This is a genomic window from Deinococcus aquatilis DSM 23025 (genome assembly GCF_000378445.1).
Lineage (GTDB): Bacteria > Deinococcota > Deinococci > Deinococcales > Deinococcaceae > Deinococcus > Deinococcus aquatilis.
In genome coordinates, this window is sequence record NZ_KB899710.1 from 21,830 (window position 1) to 42,435 (window position 20,606).

Consider the following 20,606-nt stretch of genomic DNA (forward strand, 5'->3'; position numbering starts at 1 on the left):
CGCCCCGCGTTCCCTCACCGCGTGCAAATGCCCCGCTTGAGCAGATCGGGATTCAGCCCCGGCATCCGCAGCAAGTCCTGACTCCAACCGGGGCGGCGTGTACCGGACTCGGCCACCTGACGGCCCGCCGCGTCGTATTCGGTGGTCACGTTGTACAGCAGGCCGATAAATCCGCTGGCGCTGGCTGTGGCATAGCGCAACCGCCCCGCCGCATCGTAGTAACCCATAAAACTCTGGGAATTGTCTGGAAAGAGGCGCTGATACTGCACCAGCCTCGGCGTGCCCTTGGCATCGGCCCAGACCTTCAACAGGGGCACGTTGTCGCGGCCTGCACAGCTTCCTGTGACCTTTACAGCCTTCAGACCGCCGCTGCGCTGAAGCAGCCGCACCTGCGCTGTCTCGCGGGCCACCGCCACCCGCGCCGCATTCTGGGCCGATGTTTGGCCTGATACCGGGGCTGAAGGTTGGGCCGTCTTGGTCGGCGTCGTGGCAGCAGTGGCAGGCATGGTCGTCAGGCAGACCGTAAAAGTGAGGGCGGCGATCCGGGTCAGACGAGACGGCTCTGATCCCAACCTCTGCCGGGAGAGCGCCGACAGAGGCGTCCGTCGCTGCCCTGCCGCCGTTCTCCTTTTCACTCCATTCGAGTTCGTCTTCGCTTCACCAGAGGTTGGTCTCATAGGTGAGTTGTATCGCTGCCGGGTGAGTGGGCGGCAGGCGATGGCTGATGGTGGATTTATCTCCTGCGCAGCCCTCAGACCACGCATTACGCCCCACTTCCCGCATCCCGAACCAGCCGCAAGACTTCCCGCGCACTGGTCAGAATAGGGGTGCCGGGGCCGAAGATGCCCGCCACGCCTGCCGCCCGCAGCGCCGCGTAATCCTGCTGCGGAATCACGCCGCCCGCGATGACCTGAATATCGCCCGCGCCCTCGGCCTTCAGTGCGGCGATCAGGTGCGGAATCAGGGTGAGGTGGCCCGCCGCCTGAGAACTGACGCCCACGACATGCACGTCATTTTCGATGGCCTGCCGCGCCGCTTCTTCCGGCGTCTGGAACAGCGGGCCAACGTCCACATCGAAGCCCAGATCAGCAAAGCCGGTGGCGATCACCTTGGCTCCCCGGTCATGTCCGTCCTGACCCATCTTGACGACCAACATGCGCGGGCGGCGGCCCTCGGCCTCGGCAAAGGCCTCGATTTCGCCTTGCAGGGCCGCAAAGCCTTCATCCCCGGCATAGCCCTGCGCGTACACGCCCGACAGGGTACGGACCTCGGCGGCGTGGCGGCCCCAGACCCGTTCCAGTGCGTCACTGACCTCGCCCACGGTGGCGCGGGCCTGCATCGCGGCCACACTCAGGGCCAGCAGATTGCCCTCGCCTGTGTTGGTTTTATCTGCGCGTGCGGCGTCTTCCAGTGCGTCCAGCGCGGTCTGCACCTTCACAGCGTCCCTCTGCGCCCGCACCCGCTCCAGCCGCGCAATCTGAGACAGCCTCACGGCGGCGTTGTCGATGTTCAGCACGTCTACTTCGGTGGGCTGGGTCGGGCGGTACTTGTTCACGCCCACGATCACGTCCTCGCCCCGGTCTATGCGGGCCTGTTTGCGGGCCGCCGATTCCTCGATTCTCAGCTTGGGCACGCCCGATTCGATGGCTTTTGCCATGCCGCCCAGTTCTTCGACCTCGCGCATCAGTTCCCGCGCTTTATCAGCCAGATCCACCGTCAGGCGTTCCATCAGGTAGCTGCCGCCCCACGGGTCCACCACGTCTGGGATGCCCGTTTCTTCCTGCAAGACCAGTTGCGTGTTGCGGGCAATCCGGGCCGAAAAATCGGTGGGCAGGCCAATAGCCTCGTCAAAGGCGTTGGTGTGCAGGCTCTGCGTGCCGCCGAACACTGCCGCCATCGCCTCGATGGTCGTGCGAACCACATTGTTGTAGGGGTCTTGCTCGCTCAGACTCCAGCCGCTGGTCTGGCAGTGGGTCCGCAGGGCGCGGCTCATGGGATTTTTGGGAGCAAATCCGGCCATGATCTCGTCCCACAGCAGGCGGGCGGCCCGCAGCTTGGCAATCTCCACATAAAAATTCATGCCGATGGCAAAAAAGAAGCTCAGACGCGGCGCGAATTCGTCCACATCCAGCCCCTTTTGCAGCGCCGCCCGCACATATTCCAGCCCGTCGGCCAGCGTGTAGGCCAGCTCCAGTGCGGCATTGGCTCCCGCCTCTTGCAGGTGGTAGCCGCTGATAGAAATAGAGTTGAATTTGGGCATCTCGCGGGCCGTAAACGCGATGATGTCGGCCACGATCCGCATGCTGGGCGTGGGCGGATAGATGTAGGTATTCCGCACCATGAATTCTTTGAGAATGTCGTTCTGGATGGTGCCCGAGAGCTGGGCACGCGGCACGCCCTGTTCCTCGCCCGCCACGATAAAGGCGGCCAGCACGGGCAGGACTGCGCCGTTCATGGTCATGCTGACCGACATATCTTCCAGCGGAATCCCGTCAAAGAGGATCTTCATGTCTTCCACGCTGTCTATCGCCACGCCCGCCTTGCCCACGTCGCCCACCACGCGGGGATGGTCGGAGTCGTAGCCCCGGTGGGTCGCCAGATCGAAGGCCACGCTCAGGCCTTTTTGTCCGGCGGCCAGATTGCGGCGGTAGAAGGCGTTGGATTCTTCGGCGGTAGAAAAGCCCGCGTATTGCCGAATCGTCCACGGGCGCTGCGCGTACATGGTGGCGCGGGGGCCACGGGTATAGGGCGGCAGTCCGGGCAGCGTATCTGCGCCGCTGGGCAGGTCGGCCCGCGTATACAGGGCCTTGAGGGTCAGGCCCTCGGCGGTGGTGCGGTTCAGCGTGTCCGGGTCGGCACCGCGCAAATCCTTGCGGGCCATTGCCTTCCACGCCCCTAAATCGGTGCTGGGATCGGTGGGGGTGGTCATGGTGAAAGCCTCCGTGTAACGACATGATGCCACGCAAAACCTAACGGGCGTTTGGGGTGGCGCGGGGCTGCTTCCCGGTTGTCCAGCCATTGTTCAAACATTCACACTTGTTCAAATATCCAGATTGTGAGATTGCACCAAGCCTCAGACCACCGTTCGGCAGGTAATGTCAGGCGACTTCATTCGGTGCTTAGATTCGTCATCAGGCTGGATGTCCCGCCCCACTGCCCACTCTGGAGGTTTCCCGTGTTCAGCTCCACTGCCCTGCCCCTGCGTTTTGCCGCCCTCGCCACCGTTTCCCTGACCCTCGCCAGTTGCGCTCCCAGCATGATGGGCACACCCACCACGCCCGCTCCTGTGCCCGGGATCAACGCAGGCCTGAACGCCGCCCAGCGCCTCACGGTGGCTCAGCCCAGTCCCGCTTCGGTGGCCGGTAGCCTGAATCTCACCAGCCCGACCTTTACCAACGGCGGCGTGTATGCGGGCGAGCATGTCGCCAACGGCTTTGGCTGCACTGGCCCCAACACCAGTCCGGCGCTGAACTGGACGGGGGTGCCCGCCGGAACGCAGAGCCTCGTCCTGACCAAATACGACCCCGACGCGCCCACAGGCAGCGGCTTCTGGCACTGGGCCGTGTACAACATTCCCGCCACGGCCACCGGAATCGCGGCGGGAGCAGGCAGCGCGGGCGGTACGCTGCCCGCCGGAGCTGCACAACTCAACAACGATGGCGGCGCACCCGGCTTCGTGGGAGCCTGCCCGCCTGTCGGCGACGCGCCTCACCGCTACGTCTTCACGCTGTATGCCCTCAGCAAAACTCTGGAGCTGCCCGCCACCGCCAGCCCCGCCTTCCTCGGCTTCAACCTGAACGGCATCACCCTTGCCAAGACCAGCCTGACCGCCTATTACGGGCGCTGAATCAGGGTAAATTCCGCCTCTTCCCTTGTTGGAAGAGGCTGTTTTTTTGCCCTAAATTCTGCCTGAATCTAATTCTATCCGGGTGTTCTGTTCCGTGCGAAGGTAAGGAATGTTAGACTAGGCAGCGTGAGTGTTCCCGCCCAATCTGCCGACCCCGCATCCGGCACCGTGCCACGCCCTGTCAAGCTGGCTCCCAGCATTCTGTCCTGCGATTTTTCCCGGCTGGGTGAGGAACTTCAGGCCATCGCCGGGGCCGATTATGCCCATGTCGATGTGATGGACGGCGCGTTCGTGCCCAACATCAGCTTCGGCCTGCCCATTCTGGCGGCGGCGCGGCGGGTCAGTTCCCTGTTCATGGATGTTCACCTGATGATCGAGCGGCCTGAGCGCTACCTGCGCGACTTTGCCGAAGCCGGGGCCGACGGCATCACGGTGCATGTGGAGTCCACCCAGCATCTTCACCGTGCCGTGCAATCTATCCGTGAACTGGGCAAACGGGCGGGCGTAACCCTCAACCCCGGCACCTCGCTGGAAGCCGTGCGCCCTGTGCTGGCCGACGTGGATCTGGTCCTGGTCATGAGCGTGAATCCGGGTTTCGGCGGCCAGAAATTCCTTCCGGCCAGTCTGGAGCGGGTGCGTACCCTGCGCCGCTGGCTGGATGAACTGGGCAGCGACGCCGAAATCGAGGTCGACGGCGGCGTGAATGCGGCCAACGCCCGCGCCCTGGCCGAAGCGGGCGCAACTGTGCTGGTCGCCGGAAGCGCGGTCTACGGCCCAGATGGAGGCGCGGCGGGGCTAGAACGCCTGCGGGCGGCCCTCGTATGAGGCTGCGCGTAGACCTGCTGCCGCACGGCAATTACCCCGATGTGGTCCTGGTGATCGATGTGCTGCGGGCCACCACCACGGCGGTGACTTATCTGGAACGCGGTGCAGACGCCCTGCTGCTCACCTCCTCGCCTGCGGTGGCGCTGGGTCTTCGGCCCGAAGGCGGCGGCTCTGGCCTGCTGCTGGGCGGCGAACGCGGCGGCCTGCCCATTCCCGGTTTCGATTTCGGCAACAGCCCCGTAGAGGCAGCGGCGCAGAATTTTACGGGCAAAACGGTGGTCATGAATACCACCAACGGCACCGGAGCCGCGCACATTGCCGCCCAGACGGGCAAACACATCCTGCTGGCGGCCCTGACCAATGCCCACGCCGCCGCCCGCCGCGCCCGCGCCATCGCCACCGAAGAAATTGCGCTGGTGTGCGCCGGAACTGATGAACGTGTGAGCCTGGAAGACGTGTACGCGGCGGGGGTGCTGGCCGAATACCTGCTGGCAATGGGAGAATTTACCATCGACGACGGCGCACGCATCGCCCTGACCATGCGCCGCAACGCTGGAAATCCAATCGAGGCGCTGGGCAGTGCCGGACACGGGGCGTACCTCGCCAGCCTCGGGTTGGGCGAAGACGTGCGCTACGCCGCGCAACTCAGCACCAGTACGCTGGTGCCCACGCTGGCTGACAGCACTGGCCTGCCCGGTGCGCTCAGATTCGTCGCTGGATAAGAAGAAGACCGGTAAGATAAATTTGAGATGAACTCCTCATTCCCACTCCTGCCCGCCGCATCCTCATCTATCGCGCTGCTGCGGGATGGGCGATATGCCCAGCTGCAGGAGGCCATCTCAGGTCAGCAGGACGCCTTCGAGCGGGGTGAGGGCCGGGCCAGCGATCTTCAACAGGTCTTCACGCAGTTTGACCAGCCCGATCCGGCTCTGGGAGAGAAGTTGGGCGCGTGGTTGGAGGCCTGCCCTGGATCGTACGCCGCCCATACAGCCCTGGCGACCTGGCTGCTGTCGCGGGCCTGGGCCATGCGCGGCAGTTCCACCATGAATCTGGTCAGCGATCAGGGCAGGCGCGGTATGCATCATTTTCTGGAGCAAGCCGAAGCCTGTGCATTGCACGCGGTCACGCTGACGGCCAACCCGCTGCATGCGTGGCTGGTCGTGGCTTCTGTGCACAATACGCGTGGCTGTAGGTTGGCGCTGGCAGAGGTAGAAGCAGAGCAGTACCCCAATTGGTATACCGAGCCGCTGGGCAGCAATCCGGCCAGTCTGGAACTGCGCCGCGCCATGCTGCTGCACCTGCGGGCCGAATGGGGCGGCAGCGAAACGCACATGCTCGCGTTCGTGCGCCAGCAGCAGGAGGCGGCGCTGCTGTCTCAGACAGACCTGCAAAAGCTGTGGGCCGAATTTCATGCCCGTGTGGCCCACCACGCCTGGCTGTTTTTGCACGAATCAGATAAAGCGCTGGAACGTGCCCACCTGGCCGCCGATCTGGACGACAGACACACCGAATTGCTGTTCGGGTTTCTGAGTGGAGAGCAGCGCCCCCTGGCCGAGCGGCGCGGGGCGATGGAGCGTTACCTGACTTTTGCCGAGCGGGAAGTGCAGCAACGCCCGCTGGGGTTGTCGTATGCACAGGGGGGTTGGCTCAGAAGCCCCGACCTGGTCCCGTCCGTCTCAGAGCGTCTGGGCCGTCTGTTGTCTGCGATGGCTGACGCTGGAGAACCCGATGCGGCGTGGCTGTTGGGTGCGCTGGCCCTCGAAATGCCGCAACTTCACTGGCCCAATCCTCTGCCGCCCCTGCTGCGGGCCAGAGCTGAGGGCGATTTGGCCTGTGCCGAGCTGGTAGTCGCCGTAGAAAAAGCCAGAAATCCTGGGCAAGAAGGTGTGATCCGGGAACACATTCTGAAAGCCGCTGATCTGGGCAGTGGTGAGATGAGCTGGCGGGTCTATCACTGGTTTCCTGAATTCCAGCAGCAATTTGACCTCGATGAACGCGCCCGCTACCGCTATCTGCTCCGGGCTGCCGATGCAGGCGACAATAACGCCCGCTTTGCGCTGGCCCAGCAGTTGCGGGCCGGACGGGTAGAAGTCGGAGAAGACGGCGTGCTGCGACCGGTGAATAGTCCGCCTCTGCAAGACAGTCTGGACTATGCCAAGCACCTGCTGGAGCGGGCCGCCGCAGAAGGCCACAAGGGTGCAGAAAAAATTCTGCGAAACAGCAAAGACGCGGCCTGGAATTCCAAAACAGCCAGGCGGATTCGGGCGGGGTCTTCGCTTCGCCCCGCCGGTGGGGGAGCAATTTCAAAGCGCCCAGCTCTGGAGGGCTTTCGTTTTCCGTGGTTCCTGGCTGTGGCGCTGATCGTGGGAGGGGTGCGGGCCTGCTCGTCTCACGTCTCCACTCCATCACTGGACGCGCAGCAACAGAGACGGCAGATTCTGGAACAGATGCTTGAGGATCAGCAGCGTGACACCACTTCCAACGCCAAGCCTGCTGGGGGTGTTCAGCCGGTCTTGCCCCCCGGTCAGAATTCAAAGACACCTTGACGGCCCCCCGAACCCGCTACCCTGTGCGCTATGACGGCTCCTGATTCTCTCTCCCTGCCTTTTGCCCTGCCTGATGTGACGCCCGTAGACTCTGTGGACTGGGCGGCCATTCCCAGCCCCGCTTTTGTGCTGGACGAGTCGCGGCTGCGGCGGAACCTGTCGCTGATTTCACAGGTGCAGCAGGAAAGCGGCGCTCAGATCATCGTGGCGTTCAAGGGCTTTTCTATGTGGAGTACCTTCCCGATGCTGCGCGAATACGGCATCACTGGAGCCACCGCCAGCAGCCTGAACGAAGCGCGGTTGGCCCGCGAGGAGATGAAGGGCGAGGTGCATGTCTACGCGCCCGCCTACAGCGACGCCGAATTTCCGCAGATTCTGGCGCTGGCCGACCACCTGGTCTTCAATTCCTTTTCTCAGTGGGAACGTTTCAGGCCGCAGGTGCAGGCCGCCCGCGCCGCCGGACAGGTCGTTCATGTGGGCATCCGCGTCAACCACGAATACGGCGAGGTGGAAACCGACCTGTACAACCCGGCTGGCCCCTTCTCGCGCCTCGGCGTCACCCGCCGCGAATTCCGCGAAGACCTGCTGGACGGGGTAGACGGTCTGCATTTTCATAGCCTCTGCGAAAACGACTCCACCACGCTGGAGCGCACGCTGGAAGCTTTCGAGGAAAAATTCGGTGAATTCCTGCCGCGCATGAAATGGGTCAATTTTGGCGGCGGCCACCTGATGACCCGCGAAGGCTACGACATTCCCCGCCTGATTCGCGTCATCCGTTCCTTCCGCGAACGCTACGGCCTGCATGTCATTCTGGAACCGGGCAGCGCCTTCGGCTGGCAGACCGGCTGGCTGGTCAGCAGCGTGCTGGACGTGGTGCAGAACGTCAAACAGGCTGCTCTGCTCGATATTTCGGTCAGTGCCCACATGCCCGACGTGCTGGAGATGCCCTACCGCCCGCGCATTCTGGGCGCAGGCAATCCGGGAGATTTTGAATATGAATACATCATCGGCGGCACGACCTGCTTGGCAGGCGACGTGATCGGTGAATACGCCTTCCCGCACACTCTGAAGGTCGGAGACCGCGTGGTTTTCGACGACATGATCCACTACACGATGGTCAAAACGACCTTCTTCAACGGCGTCAAGCACCCCGATATCGGCATTCTGCACGCAGACGGGCGCTATGAAGTCGTCAAGACGTTCGGGTACGAGGAATTCAAAGCCAAACTGAGCTGAGACTCCCTGCTGCTGCACGCCACAGAAAACGCGCCCATCACCACTTCCGGTGCGGGCGCGTCTTCTGATCTCAACGCTGGTTGATGGGGTGGAGGGCTTGTGCTGAAACGGAGGGTTCAGGCCGCGTCAGCGCCGTCATTCAGACCCGTCCCGGTTCAGGGAATGTACCGGGAAAACGGGGGGAAGGTGACCGGAGAGGGGACGCCAAGTATGGGAGATTGGCAGTCAGTCCTGCCCGGTTCCGGGAGAGTGCGGGGAAGAAGATGGCTGGTCTTTACTTGCGGTAGACCTTCACGGCTCCGTTGACGGTGCGGATGGTGCCGCCCTCGAAATCTGCTGCCCACGCGCCGCCGATCTGGTACTGGTCGCGGGTGGGGAAGCCGAGGAAGGAGCCGCTGCCGCCGAGGCCCTGGTAGGTTTTCAGAACGTCACCGATCAGCCAGAACGTGCCGTATTTTTCGGTGCTGTAGAGTGCGCCGCTCTGGAAAAAGCCGTAGAGGCCGCTGGTGCCGTAGGTATTGCGGGGAATGACTTTCTCGTCGCCCGCAGCCCAGCCGAGGCGGGAAGGAGGACGGGTGGCGCTGTTCTCGGCCTGAGCCAAGGCCAGATAACGTTCCAGCAGGCGGCCATGCACCGCGTAGGAGCGGCTGCTGCCGTTGGCATGGAGCAGGGCGGCGTCGCCGTAGGCGCCCACACCGTTAAATTTCTGCCACAGGCCGTCGCTCCAGGGCACGGCGTAGGTGGTCGCGTTGCCCAGCGACTCGCTTCCCTTCAGGCGGTCATAGGCTTCGACCATGGCCTGATCGAAGGAGCCGTCCTGCTTCTGTCCGGGCTGAATCCGTGCGGTGGGCTGAGGCTGGGGAATGGGCTGAGGCGTCGGCTGGGGTGCGGGCTGGGCAGGTGTTCCCGGCGTGACCGTCACGGTTCCGGTTGCGCCGCCCTGATTGTTTCCACCCTGTGCAGTGCCGCCCTGATTGCCTGCTCCGCCCTGTGCAGCGCCGCCCTGGCCGACGCGGAAGGTGGCGACGTCCGTGACCCAGGAATCGGCGGGCAGAGGATTGACCACGATGCTCAGGGCGCGGGCCAGGTTTTCCTGCCCCTGCACACGCACCTGTGCAAAGCCTTCGTCGCCCACGAAACGGGCAATATCATCCAGATTCAGCTCTTTTTTGCTGGCAAGGGCCAGCAGGCGGTCCTGACCGTTGGGGCCAGCCACCGTCAGGGTGTACTTGGCGGCCTGTGCGGGGAAAACCCGCGTGACCCCGGCCTGCACGAAGTTGCTTTCCTCGTAGCTGTTGGGAAAAAACAGGTCGATCTGGCCGTTGGCGTTCACGTTGAACAGGTAGACGTAGGCGTCACCGTTGGTCTTGAGGCCCACGCTGACCTTTTCACCCTTGCGGTAGACCGGATTCTGGTTGCCGCTGGCGTCCTTGTTCACCCAGACCTGTACGTTCAGTTTGGTTTCGACCGGGTTCACGATGATGCTCTGGGCACTGATCTTGGCTGGGCTGGCGCTGGCGACGGTCGTTGCGCCGAGGCCGAGCAGTAGGGTGATCATGGTCATCGTTTTGGTGTTCATGTGGAAACCTCCGGAATGAATAGGACGTAGGGTGGCCCGTTTTGGGTTTGGCCTTTCGGTGCAGGCAAGGTAGGGCGCGAACCTGACGAAGCACTGACCCTCACTCCTTCACAAACGCTGTCCCAGTGGCCCATGAACGTCACCGTAAGGTCATTCGGCAGATGTGGCGGCCACATGAGACAGGCCTGACTCAAACGTGACGAAGGGCACATCAGCGGCATTGAAGCCGGTCATCAAGCGCCGTTAGGCTGCAAGGATGAATCCCCTCCGAACTCTGTTGATCACCAGCGTTCTTGGCGTGACCCTGACGACGTTGCCGAGCATGCAGGCCCAGGCCTCATCCACCCAGCCTGCCGACCCCTGGCCCAGCAGCGCGGTATTGACCCGGCTGTTTGTGCTTCCCTCTGGCCGTACCGATGGTGAACGCCTTGTCCGGCAACTGCACCTGACCCCTGCCCAAACGGCTGAACTCCGGCGACTGGCCCGCAGCGAGGCAGTCCTGGCAGAAGCCGGGAGGCAGGTGTTCGGACGCGACGAGGCCACGGCCCTCAATGCCAGAATTGCTCGCCTGTCTGCCGAAAAAGACCGTAAGGTGCATCTGAGTCTGGCGGGCAAATATTCCAACTTTCGTGGCTGGGTCAGGACGTGGTGGACCCAGAAGGTCAGTGAAAGCAGGAAATGAGCGGGCACGCTGAAAAAGCGTTATCAGGTCAGGCGCAGATCAGCCCAGCCGGGTCGCCACCCATAGGGCCAGCGGCGCAATCAACAGGGCCGGAAGCATACTGCCCACGCGCACGCGGCGGTCTTCCCAGCCCAGCCCGGCCAGCATCAGGTTCCATGAAATGCCCACGATGACCAGGCCGCCAGCTCCGGTGATCAGCAGGACGTAGGGATTGGTCTTGAGGATTTCGGGACTTGCGCCGCCCAGCAGCCCAGCAGCAAATCCGCCCGCTGCGAGGCTCAGGCCGCCCTGAAGCAGCAGGACCGTGATGGCCGAAAACCCCACGCCGATGCCGTAAGCGCCCGCCAATGCCAGCGCCGCGATGCCGTCCAGCGTACTTTTGAGGACGTAGGTGGCGTTGTCACCCGTCAGACCGTTCTGAAGGCCGCCCACCACGGTCATCGGGCCGATGCAGAACAGCAGGCTCGCGGCCACGAAGCCTTCGGTAAAGCGCCCGCCGCCCCTGAAACGTCGCTTGAGGGCGTCTCCCAGACGTGCCAGGCCTTCTTCTATGCCCAGTGCCTCTCCGACCACCGCGCCCAGTGCGAGGCTGACCAGAGCCAGAATGACTCCTGGTACGGCCCCACCGCTCACCCGGTTCAGGCTGCCCGCCATATCCAGCGCAATGAACAGCGTGACCAGACTCAGCGTTTGCAGCAGCGTGCGCTGGGTGCGTTCGGGCAGGCGGCCTCCCAGCAGCAGCCCCAGCAGCGTGCCCACCAGCACTGCGCCCACGTTGATAAAGGTGCCCGACAGTTGAGTAAAGAGAGACATTCGGCTGCACTGTAGAGCATTTGACTGACGAGCCGGGCACCTGTATGACGCCTTCCACGTCCCGAGCAGACCTTTTCTTCCCCCCCATCAGGTGGCCCCTTTAAATTCGCTGAACGTTGACGCGGCCCTGACTTGGGGTGTGGTAAAGTTCCCGCAAGTTGAAACGGATTCCTGTTCGTTGGCTTGGGTCTGATCCCACTGCGTCCCTCAAGGGCGGCGGTTGGGGCGCGGGCGGCGCGGTGGGCCTCTTGGGTGGGGCTGCCGAGTGCGGTGAAATCGTGCAGGAAATCAAAATCATAAATTGTTGTGCGGGGCTGCCTTCTGGTGGCCCCGCCTGCTTTTTGGAGGCGTACCTTGACTCTCTCTAACCAGTTCGAGAACCTGCCCAAGCTCCTGAAAATCAGTGAAGTGGCCGATTTTACGAGTACCCACGAGCGCACCGTGCGCCGCTGGATTCGGGATGGACGATTGGTGGCGCTGGAGCATCCGAGCGGTCTGCGTGTATCGCGCCGCGCCCTGTGGCGCTTCCTGGGACTGGATATGGCGCTCAGCGCCTAAGCACTCCCTTCAAAGGTCAGGGGCGCTGGCGGGGCTATTCTGCCCTGCACATGTTGAATGTTCTTCTGCCACCAGTGTTGTTCCTGCCTATAAGTGCACAGAGTCCTCTCCTGATGTGCAGGCTCACTGCCTGTCACTCAGGCAGCGGGGAAGTTTTGCCGCTGGGTCACCCTTGGATTCCTCCACAACCTGATGGGGGAGAGGCATGACACTGGCCGCCCTTCAGGCTGCCCTGAACGCAGGCGATGACGTAGGCGCACTGGCCGTTCTGTCTGAATTGCAGCCCGAACCAGCAGAAGCCCAGGCCTGTGCGGAACTGGCCCTCCATCTGGGACGACCCAGCCTGGCGGCGCAGTGGGCTACCCACCCTCTGACCCGTGTGGCGGCTCTGCTGCGCCTGGGTCAGACCGAAGCCGCCCGCCAGATTCTGGCCCCATTGCCCGATTCGCCGCGTGTGGCGCTGCTGTCGGCCCGCCTGCTGGCGCTGGAAGGTGAGGCCAATGCACAGGCACAGGCCATCCATGCCCGCGCTCTGGCCCGTGAAGGGGGCGACGCGGGAGCGCTTGTGGCCGCCGCGACTCTGCTGGGAGAACTCCTGCTGCCTACCGATCCACGCGCCGCTCTCAGAACGCTGGCCGAGGGCCTGAAGGTCGCTGAGATGGCAGGCGAGGCCGCTGACCCGCACTTACTGGCAGTGCTGGCACAGGTACAGGCCGCAGTGGGTGGAACCGAAAAAGCTCGCCGCACCGCCGAGAAAGCTTTGGCCCGTGCTGTGCCCCGCAGTCCTGCCCATGTGCTGGCGCTCTGGGCACTGGGTCAAGAAGAGCAGGCCCATGCCGCAGCTTCGGTGGGAGAGCTGGATGGGCGCTGGCTCCGTGCGTTCAGCGCGTTACCACATCCAGCCGCGCCAGCCCGCGAATAACGAAGCCGCCCACATATTCGGCGGGTGCATCTGCATGGGCCAGACGCAGTTCTGGCAGATTGCGGCACAGTGCACGCAGGCTCAGGGCCAGTTCCAGGCGGGCCAGTGGCGCACCGAGACAATAATGACTGCCCAGCCCGAAGGTCAGATGTGGATTGGGGTCTCGGTTCAGGTTCAGGCTGTCGGGAGCATCAAAACGGCGTGGATCGCGGTTGCCGCTGGCATACAGCAGGGCCACCTTGTCTCCTGCTTTCAGGGACTCGCCGTGGAGTGTGGTGTCTTCCAGGACAAATCGCTCGAACATGGGCAGCGGCGTATCAAAACGCAGCAGTTCTTCTACAGCGCGGCGAAAGAGGGGCAAACTGTTTTCCTGCGGGGCCGCCTGCACCAGCGTTTGCCAGAGGTTGCCATCCGCCTCCCGGTCCCTCAGCAGGGCCAGCACGCCCGCCGATAGGCCGTTGACGCTGGCCTCATGACCTGCGTTCAGTAGCAGAATACAGGTGTCGATCAACTCCTGCTCGGTCAGTCGGTCTCCGTCCTGTTCGGCCTGTACCAGCGCGGTAATCAGGTCGTCCTGCGGGTCGCGGCGGCGTTGGGCGGCCAGGTCACGCAGCAAGGCCCCAAATTCCAGCACGGCCCGTTCTGCTCCGTCCTGATCTTCTGGCGTATGGGTGGGTTCGTACAGCCGCACAATGGCCGCCGACCAGGGGCGCAGGTTGCCCCGTTCAGCTTCCGGCACTCCCAGCAGTTCGGCAATGACCGTCACGGGCAGCGGCTCGGCGTAGGCCGATACGAGGTCGAACGGTCCACTTTCCCGCAACCCTTCCAGTTGCGCGGTCAGCAGCGTTCCTATGCGCTGCGTCAGCCCTTCCACCCGCCGGGGCGTAAATGCCAGCCCGACCAGCGAGCGCAACCGGGCATGTTTTTCGCCCTCGCTGTCCAGCATATGGTTGCCGTTGAAGGCATCAAAATGGGCCTGCCGGGGATCGGGAAGCGGCCAGCCCAGTTCATCGCGGGAATAGCGGTGCAATACGCTGCGGCCAAAGCGCTTGTCTCTCAGCACTGCCGAAATGTCCGCGTGCCGGGTCAGAAACACCCGGTTCAGGTTCGGATCGTGGAAGGCTGGAGTCTGCTCGCGTACCTCGGCCAGCAGGGGGTACGGATCGCGCACAAACTCAGGGTCGGTCAGTGGGAGTGCCAGAGTGGGCAGGGACATGGCCGTAGCCTAGCGGGTGCGGGGTGGGGGCACCCGTAAAAGGAAACTACGGTTGTCAGCCTGCTGGTAGCAGAGGAAGGACCGACTTTTACTGGACGATCTCATCCCGTAGCAGACGTTCTTCTTATTTCCTCTACTGACCACGTACTGTCTTTCAGCGCCTTTATAGAAACTGCTGTTCTTCAATCCTTGGCGGCTCGTGGGCTTCCAGAACTGGATCAGGCAATTCGGGCAGGCCCGGCTCGATCATCGGCAGCGGCGTGGTGGGCAGGGGCGGGCGTTCCAGCGGGGCCGCTTCTTCGGGCAGGACGTGGCGGGACGAGAGTTCACCGAACGACGACACCAGGGCGCGGTAGCCGCTGAGAAACTGGGCGTACTCCTGCCGGGCACTTGCCAGCCGCGCTGTCAGGTCGCTGTGACGATCGGAAAAGGTGCGCTCCAGCGCGTTCATTCGTTCGGCCTGTGCCCGCTCTCGCTCCAGGATCAACTGGTGTTGCTCGCGCTCCAGGTCGGCAAAACGGCTCCGGAAGGCCAGTTCCAGCGCACTGATGCGGCTCTGGTGAGCTGCTTCCAGCTCGGTGCTGCGGCTCTGCGCGTCGTTGTGAATGGCGTCGCGGAAGGTGTTGGCCTGGGCCAGAATCACCTCGCTTTCACGGGCTGCTGTTTCGCGCAGGTCGTGGCCCATGCGCTCGGCAGCCACCAGTGTCCGGCGAATGTCGTCTTCCTGCTGCTTCATTTCTTCTATGCGGCGTTCCAGCTCCTGCGTGCGTTCCTGCATAGCCTGGCGCTCCTGCAACAGGCCTTCCAGTTCTTCGGCCACATCGGTCAAAAACTGGCGCACGCTGAGGCGGTCATAGCCCCCGAACTTGCCCGGAAACTCACGGTGACGGATATCGAGTGGAGATAACTTCATAGTCCTGACCTCATGCAAAGAACCTCGTCATAGAAATAACCTCCTGCCGACCCTGACCAACGTGGCCCCGGCCCGCACCGCCTGCGGATAATCGTCACTCATGCCCATGCTCAGCTCAGGCAGGCCCAGATCATGGGCGCGGCGGGCCGTGTCTTCAAACAGGCGCAGGGTCGCCTGCTCGTCGGCATCGTCAGGGGCCATGACCATCAGGCCCCGTACCTTCAGTCCAGTCTGCATCACCTGATGGTAGACGGCACTCAATTGCTCCGGCCTGACACCATGTTTCTGTTCTTCTCCATTATGAAGCTGAAGCAGCAGATCGGGCGCACGCCCCCAGCCCTCGGCAGCCTGCGCGATGGCTTCGGCCTGCCAGACCTCCTCTATGCCGTGAACCAGCGTCACGGGTTTCAGGTACTTGACCTTGTTGCGCTGCAACGTCCCGATGAAGTGCCACTCGACACCAGGCCATTCGGTCCCGGTTGGCCCTGTCTCCAGGCCGGACAGTTCCGCTGCCTTGTCGCGCAGTTCCTGGGCGCGGCCTTCTCCAAGTGTGTGTTCGCCGTAAGCCAGCACGCGCTCCCGAATGGCCTCCACGGGCTGCCCCTTGGTTACGGCGACCAGACGCACACTGCCGGGCTGCCGTCCGGTTTCGGCCTCCAGCGCCCGTAGATGGGCCAGCACTTCCGGAACGCTCATGGCGACCCCGGCACGTTGCAGGGCAGCCCGGAAGTGCGACAGAGATCGGGCGTTATCCAGCGTGCACTGGTGTTGCTATGAGCCATGAACCCCCACGCCCCTGACGGACGGCGCTCTCAGATCGACGGATGACTGTGGCATGAAGGCATTCTGGACTGTCGAGGGTGCCTTCTCAAGTCTGCCCCCCCGGTTGGGCAGGCTCTCCCAGCCTGCTTTCTGATCTTACCGTCAAGGAATCTTCACGCTTCTCAGCAGCCCAACCGGGAAGGTGTAGCTCAGTGCGTCGTCAGGCCCACGTTCTGCTGCGGTGAAACTTATTTCTGAGCCAGATGTTCAGAGAATTCTCACTGCACGGGGCGGACTCTCGCGGGCCTGTGCGACACTAGGAGAAGAATGCGACACCCCATGACTCTTGCCGTGACGACAATGCTGCTGGTTGCTCCGGCACTGGCCCACGCCCAACAAGCGCCCGCGACCACGCCCGTACAGACTCAGCAGGCCGGAACCGTGCAGGACATCACCGTCACAGGCACCACCGAACTGCTCGCCAACTTTGTGCGGGCCACCCTGACCACCCAGCCCGGCGCGGCCCTGTCCAGCGTCAATCTGCGTCAGGTCGAGCAGGAAGTCGTGGCCAGCGGCTACTTCAAGTCTGCGGTGGCTGAACTCCGTACCGTGGGCGGGCGCGACACCCTCTCCATCACGGTAACGCCCAACCCCACCATTTCCACGGTGGAGACCACTGGCCTGACCTTCCTGCCCGCCGACGGTTTCAAGGCGAGCGTGGCCGATCTGCTGAACGTGGCTCCTGGCGCGACCCTGAACTCTCAGCGGCTCGATCAGGCCAAAGAAGCCCTCGCCCAGAACTACAGCAGCGAAGGCTATCCCTTTGCCCCCAGCATCAGCGTGACCCAGAAGGTCAACGCCGACAATACGGTGGCCCTGACCTTCGTGGTCGATGAAACTGCGCCCATCAAGCGCGTAGAAGTGGAAAACGTGTCGCTGCTGCCCGCCGCCACCGTCACTGCCATCTTCAAACCCCTCTACGACGCCAAGAAATTTACGCCGACAGCCTACTTTGCGGCCATTCAGCAGCTTCAGCAGGCCTACGACGCTGCCGGATACCTGCAGGCAGGTGCAGACGCGCAGGGCAGCAGCCTGGAAAACGGCGTGCTCAAAATCCGCGCTCTGGAAGGCCGCATCTCCGCCCTCGACCTCAGCGATCTGGGCGATCCGAAAGTGACCTTGCAGTCCCGTGTGGGCCAGCCCCTCACGCTGGCAGGCATTCAGGCCGATGTGCGTACCCTGTCCAACCAGACGGGCAAACCCGTGGGCTTTGGCCTGCAACCCGACCCCAGCGATCCTTCCCGCGTCACGGTGCTGTTCGGGGCGGCAGATATCGCCAGCGGCCCCGTCAAGGCTGTCGTGTTTGCGGGCAATACGCTGGTTCCCACTGCCACGCTTCAGGCGGCCATCAGCACCAAGGTCGGCGACGTTTACAGCCCGCAACTGGCCCAGCAGGATTTCCTCGCCGTGCGCGACGCCTACCGCAAGGCTGGCTATGAGATCAGCACCCGCGACGCCGTGACCTTTGAAAACGGCACGCTGACCTTCAATACCCGCGAAGTGAAGATCGTGGGCTACGACCTGAAGTGGCAGGGCAACCAGCGCACCCAGGACCGCGTGATTCTGCGCGAACTGCCCGCCGTGAACCGCCCGTTCTCCCTGCCGGAAATCCGCGCCGCCCTGGGCAACATCAGCCGTCTGGGCTACGTGACCATCGTGGGCGAATCGGCCACCAGCGATCCTGAAACCCCCGAAAACATTACCTACGTGCTGACCTTGGCCGAAGCCAGCAGCGGTATTCCCGTGAGCCTCGGCCTGGCCTACGATACGGTGTCGGGCCTGGCAGGCGACGCCTCTTACAGCAACCCCAACGTGTTCGGACTCGGCCACAACTTCAGCATCTCGGGGGGTGCCCAGCAGAACCAGGCCGGGCAGAACCTCGTGGGCAACGTGTCATACACCATTCCTTGGCTCGATCTGGACTTCGCGGATTTCCGCACCAACCGCACCAGCGTATCGGCCAACGTGGGAACCAGTGTGTCGGGCAACAATACTTTGGTCGACAAGTCCAACGAGGCCCTGAAAGACAAGAGTTACGACACCGACCGCGACTACACCATTCGTACCACGGGCTTCAGCGTCTCGGCAGGCCGCAACATCACTTCTGCGCTGGGCATCAGCGCGGGCGTGGGCCTCAACTACCGCACCTACTTCTTGGAGCCGGTGCAGACCGATGACGTCGTCTCTGTCGACAAATACAAGGATGACGCAGTTGCAACGGCGCTCCTGTCTCCCACCAACCTCACGACCCGCGTGAATCTGGGCCTGCGCTACGACACCACCAACAACCCCGAATTCCCCAGCAGCGGCGTGCGGGCCAACCTTGACCCGGCCTACTCCTTCGGGCGCTCCGGCGAAACGCCCGTGGGCTGGACAGACATCGAAACCGGAGCCAGCACCTACTTCGGTGTGGGCGGCACCATCGACAAGGGCAACGGAGTTCAGGCCGCGCGTTCGGTCCTCGCCGTCCGGGCCAATGCAGGCACCATTCTGGGCACCACCCCGACGGGCACAGGTTTCACGGTGGGCGGCGGCAGTACCCCGGTGGCGTCCAAGCAGATTCGTGGCCTGGCCGACAGCTCTGAATTCGGCACCAACTACTTCACGGCTAGCGGCGAGTACCGCTACGACTTCAACTTCAATACTGCCGTCACAGAAGGCGTGTACGGCGTCGTATTTGCCGACGCTGGCGACGCCTGGAGTACGGGCGAAACCTTCAGCCTGAAATACGGCATTGGCGCGGGCGTGCAGGTCAATGTGGGCTTCAACGGCGCACGCCTCGCCAACCTGCGCTTCGATTATGGCTACAGCCCCCAGGACAACAACGGACGCTTCTACTTCCGTATCGGCAACTTCTTCTAAACAACCCTCCGTTTTGCGGGCACCCGCAAGCTGACATTTCATCAGGCACAGGCTCCGGCTTGTGCCTTTCGTGTTGCTCAGGTTTGCCCCCTGCGCCGGATGGCCGATAGGTTCCGTGCGGGGCTGGGCGCTAGCATGGCTCCCATGATCATTTTTTCCGTCTTGGCCTGTCTGCCCAACCGCTGGAGGTGTCTGCTGTGGAAGGGCTGATGCTGGCGCGGGTGCTGCGGGAGCTTGCACCCAACTTGCCGCTCAGAACGCTGGGCTGGGCCTTTCCCGACGAAACTACGGCGGCCCTGCTGCTGGAAGGCGTGGGCAATCTGGTACTGTCTTACCGCCCACCGCAACCAGTGGTGTTTATCAGCCGGGAGCGGCTGCGCGGCGATCCCCGCAACGGCTTTCAACGGTTTCTGGCCAACCGGGTACGCGGCGACCTGCTGGGTGCAGAACAACTCAAGCTGGACCGCGTGCTGGTGCTGCATTTTTCGGGCGAATCGGGGTTTGTGGATCAGGTGCCCAGCCGCCTGCTGTTTGAAGTCACGGGCCGGAATGCCAACCTGCTGGTGCTGGACGCCGCGCCGGAGGGAGGCGAGCCGTTTGAGGGCCGCATCGTGCTGGCTGCCCGCGAGATCACCAACAGCCGCAACCGCTTTCGCACGGTTCGCACGGGGGGCATCTACACGCCGCCGCCGCCCTACCAGAAACTCGATCCGCGTGCGCTGTCTGCCGAAGACGCCGCGAGCCTCGCCAGTGTGCCCATCGGCAAATGGCGTGACCGGATAGACGGGCTGGGCCTGCTGCTGGGCGCAGAACTGGCCCGCCGCACCGGGTTGCCAATGGATCAGGCCCCCGGCGAACAGGGCTTGCCAGAAGCGTTGGCGGCGCTGGCCTCCATCGTGTCCGACCCCACCGTCAGCGAAGGTGTGATGCAGGGCGGCGCACGCGAGGCGGCCCGCAGCGACAAAACGGCGGCCCTCCGCAAGGTGCTGCGCGAACCGCTGGACAAGCGCGTGACCCTGCTGAGCCATCAACTGGCCGACGTGACCCGCGCCGAGGCGGGGCTGGAGGTGGCCGCCCAGGACCGCACCGAGGCCGATCTGCTGATGGCCTATGCTTATACCGTGCCTGCGGGCAGTGCCAGCGTGCTGCTGCCTGCCTTCGACGGCAGCGGTGAAGTTCCGGTGGCCCTCGAACCCCAGCTCAGTGCCGTGCAGAACGCCGAAAAACGCTATACCCGCGCCCGCCGCCGCGAAGACGTGTACGAGCGCCTGGCCGAGCGCGAACCCACCTTGCGGGCCGAACTGGAGGCTGCCACAGAGCGGGTCGCGCAACTCGATCACGCCTCTCTGGAAGATCTGGAAGCCCTCAGCGCCACCCTGCAAAGCGAAAAACCCGAACGTAGCCCGTATGGTTCACGCTACACCACGCCCAGCGGTCTGGAAGTTCTGATTGGCCGCAACAACAAAGAAAACGCCGCCCTGACGCACCGGTTGGGGCGCAGCATGGATTTCTGGTTTCATGTGCAGGGCTATCCCGGCAGTCATGTACTGGTCAGAAGTGGCGGGCGCGAGCTGGATCTGCCCGACATTCTGTATGCCGCCCGCCTCGCCGCTGCCCACAGCAAGGCACGCGGCGGCGGGAATGTTCCGGTGGATTACACCCGTATCAAGCACGTCTGGCGGCCCAAGGGTGCGCCCGCCGGACAGGTGCATTACACCGATCAGAAAACGGTATGGGTGGAAGGAACGATGCCGGAAGAGGCGTAGGTTTTGGACGCGGGTCCAC

At 63.4% G+C, this 20,606-nt stretch carries 17 protein-coding genes; 10 read left to right on the plus strand and 7 right to left on the minus strand.

Annotated elements, in window-relative coordinates; all coding sequences use genetic code 11:
- Window positions 1-14: 14 nt before the first annotated feature.
- Both F561_RS0110605 and scpA read right to left on the minus strand, forming a co-directional pair.
- Window positions 15-506, minus strand: coding sequence for a hypothetical protein (locus F561_RS0110605; protein WP_019009944.1), 492 nt, complete (start codon window positions 504-506; stop codon window positions 15-17).
- Between the two features lie 257 nt (window positions 507-763).
- A complete protein-coding gene (scpA, locus tag F561_RS0110610; RefSeq protein WP_019009945.1) occupies window positions 764-2,929 on the minus strand; it encodes a methylmalonyl-CoA mutase in 2,166 nt (721 codons plus the stop codon).
- 246 nt (window positions 2,930-3,175) lie between these two features.
- Here scpA and F561_RS0110615 point away from each other — a divergent pair, with 246 nt between their 5' ends.
- The 5 genes from F561_RS0110615 to nspC all read left to right on the plus strand — a co-directional run bounded on the left by F561_RS0110615 (window position 3,176) and on the right by nspC (window position 8,454).
- Window positions 3,176-3,847 (plus strand): YbhB/YbcL family Raf kinase inhibitor-like protein, encoded by a 672-nt coding sequence (locus F561_RS0110615; RefSeq protein ID WP_019009946.1) that lies wholly within the window; start codon window positions 3,176-3,178, stop codon window positions 3,845-3,847.
- A gap of 126 nt (window positions 3,848-3,973) precedes the next feature.
- On the plus strand, window positions 3,974-4,672 hold the full coding sequence (rpe, locus tag F561_RS0110620) for a ribulose-phosphate 3-epimerase (RefSeq protein ID WP_019009947.1): 699 nt from the start codon (window positions 3,974-3,976) through the stop codon (window positions 4,670-4,672).
- Window positions 4,669-5,394 carry a 2-phosphosulfolactate phosphatase gene (locus F561_RS0110625; protein ID WP_019009948.1) on the plus strand — a complete coding sequence of 242 codons (726 nt, stop codon included), beginning with the start codon at window positions 4,669-4,671 and terminating at the stop codon, window positions 5,392-5,394. Before rpe ends, F561_RS0110625 begins: the two co-directional genes overlap by 4 nt.
- 27 nt (window positions 5,395-5,421) lie before the next feature.
- Entirely contained in the window at window positions 5,422-7,218 is a 1,797-nt protein-coding gene (locus tag F561_RS27195; RefSeq protein WP_019009949.1) for a DUF4034 domain-containing protein, read from the plus strand.
- Window positions 7,219-7,248: 30 nt separating this feature from the next.
- On the plus strand, window positions 7,249-8,454 hold the full coding sequence (gene nspC, locus F561_RS0110635; RefSeq protein WP_019009950.1) for a carboxynorspermidine decarboxylase: 1,206 nt from the start codon (window positions 7,249-7,251) through the stop codon (window positions 8,452-8,454).
- Between the two features lie 274 nt (window positions 8,455-8,728).
- Here the strand turns inward: nspC and F561_RS0110640 are convergent, their stop codons facing one another.
- Window positions 8,729-10,033 (minus strand): DUF4384 domain-containing protein, encoded by a 1,305-nt coding sequence (locus tag F561_RS0110640; protein ID WP_019009951.1) that lies wholly within the window; start codon window positions 10,031-10,033, stop codon window positions 8,729-8,731.
- Between the two features lie 256 nt (window positions 10,034-10,289).
- Here F561_RS0110640 and F561_RS0110650 point away from each other — a divergent pair, with 256 nt between their 5' ends.
- Window positions 10,290-10,715 (plus strand): hypothetical protein, encoded by a 426-nt coding sequence (locus tag F561_RS0110650; RefSeq protein ID WP_019009952.1) that lies wholly within the window; start codon window positions 10,290-10,292, stop codon window positions 10,713-10,715.
- Between the two features lie 39 nt (window positions 10,716-10,754).
- Here F561_RS0110650 and F561_RS0110655 read toward each other — a convergent pair whose 3' ends face one another.
- Window positions 10,755-11,528 carry a DUF554 domain-containing protein gene (locus F561_RS0110655; RefSeq protein WP_019009953.1) on the minus strand — a complete coding sequence of 258 codons (774 nt, stop codon included), beginning with the start codon at window positions 11,526-11,528 and terminating at the stop codon, window positions 10,755-10,757.
- 354 nt (window positions 11,529-11,882) lie between these two features.
- On the opposite strand from F561_RS0110655, the gene F561_RS0110660 reads away from it, so the two are divergent.
- Complete coding sequence (locus F561_RS0110660; RefSeq protein ID WP_026298798.1) at window positions 11,883-12,086, plus strand: helix-turn-helix domain-containing protein; 204 nt, start codon at window positions 11,883-11,885, stop codon at window positions 12,084-12,086.
- 205 nt (window positions 12,087-12,291) lie between these two features.
- The gene (locus F561_RS0110665; RefSeq protein ID WP_019009955.1) at window positions 12,292-13,008 is read left to right on the plus strand and encodes a tetratricopeptide repeat protein; all 717 of its coding nucleotides are present in this window, start codon (window positions 12,292-12,294) and stop codon (window positions 13,006-13,008) included.
- Here the strand turns inward: F561_RS0110665 and F561_RS0110670 are convergent.
- From F561_RS0110670 to F561_RS0110680, 3 genes are all read right to left on the minus strand, one after another.
- Window positions 12,968-14,224 (minus strand): cytochrome P450, encoded by a 1,257-nt coding sequence (locus F561_RS0110670; protein WP_019009956.1) that lies wholly within the window; start codon window positions 14,222-14,224, stop codon window positions 12,968-12,970. The genes F561_RS0110665 and F561_RS0110670 overlap by 41 nt on opposite strands.
- 163 nt (window positions 14,225-14,387) lie before the next feature.
- Window positions 14,388-15,137 carry a DivIVA domain-containing protein gene (locus F561_RS0110675; protein ID WP_019009957.1) on the minus strand — a complete coding sequence of 250 codons (750 nt, stop codon included), beginning with the start codon at window positions 15,135-15,137 and terminating at the stop codon, window positions 14,388-14,390.
- A 27-nt stretch (window positions 15,138-15,164) separates the two neighbouring features.
- The gene (locus tag F561_RS0110680; protein ID WP_019009958.1) at window positions 15,165-15,833 is read right to left on the minus strand and encodes a YggS family pyridoxal phosphate-dependent enzyme; all 669 of its coding nucleotides are present in this window, start codon (window positions 15,831-15,833) and stop codon (window positions 15,165-15,167) included.
- Window positions 15,834-16,226: 393 nt separating this feature from the next.
- On the opposite strand from F561_RS0110680, the gene F561_RS0110685 reads away from it, so the two are divergent.
- Both F561_RS0110685 and F561_RS0110690 read left to right on the plus strand, forming a co-directional pair.
- Window positions 16,227-18,821 carry a BamA/OMP85 family outer membrane protein gene (locus F561_RS0110685; RefSeq protein WP_026298799.1) on the plus strand — a complete coding sequence of 865 codons (2,595 nt, stop codon included), beginning with the start codon at window positions 16,227-16,229 and terminating at the stop codon, window positions 18,819-18,821.
- A gap of 197 nt (window positions 18,822-19,018) precedes the next feature.
- On the plus strand, window positions 19,019-20,587 hold the full coding sequence (locus tag F561_RS0110690; protein ID WP_026298800.1) for an Rqc2 family fibronectin-binding protein: 1,569 nt from the start codon (window positions 19,019-19,021) through the stop codon (window positions 20,585-20,587).
- Window positions 20,588-20,606: the final 19 nt, after the last annotated feature.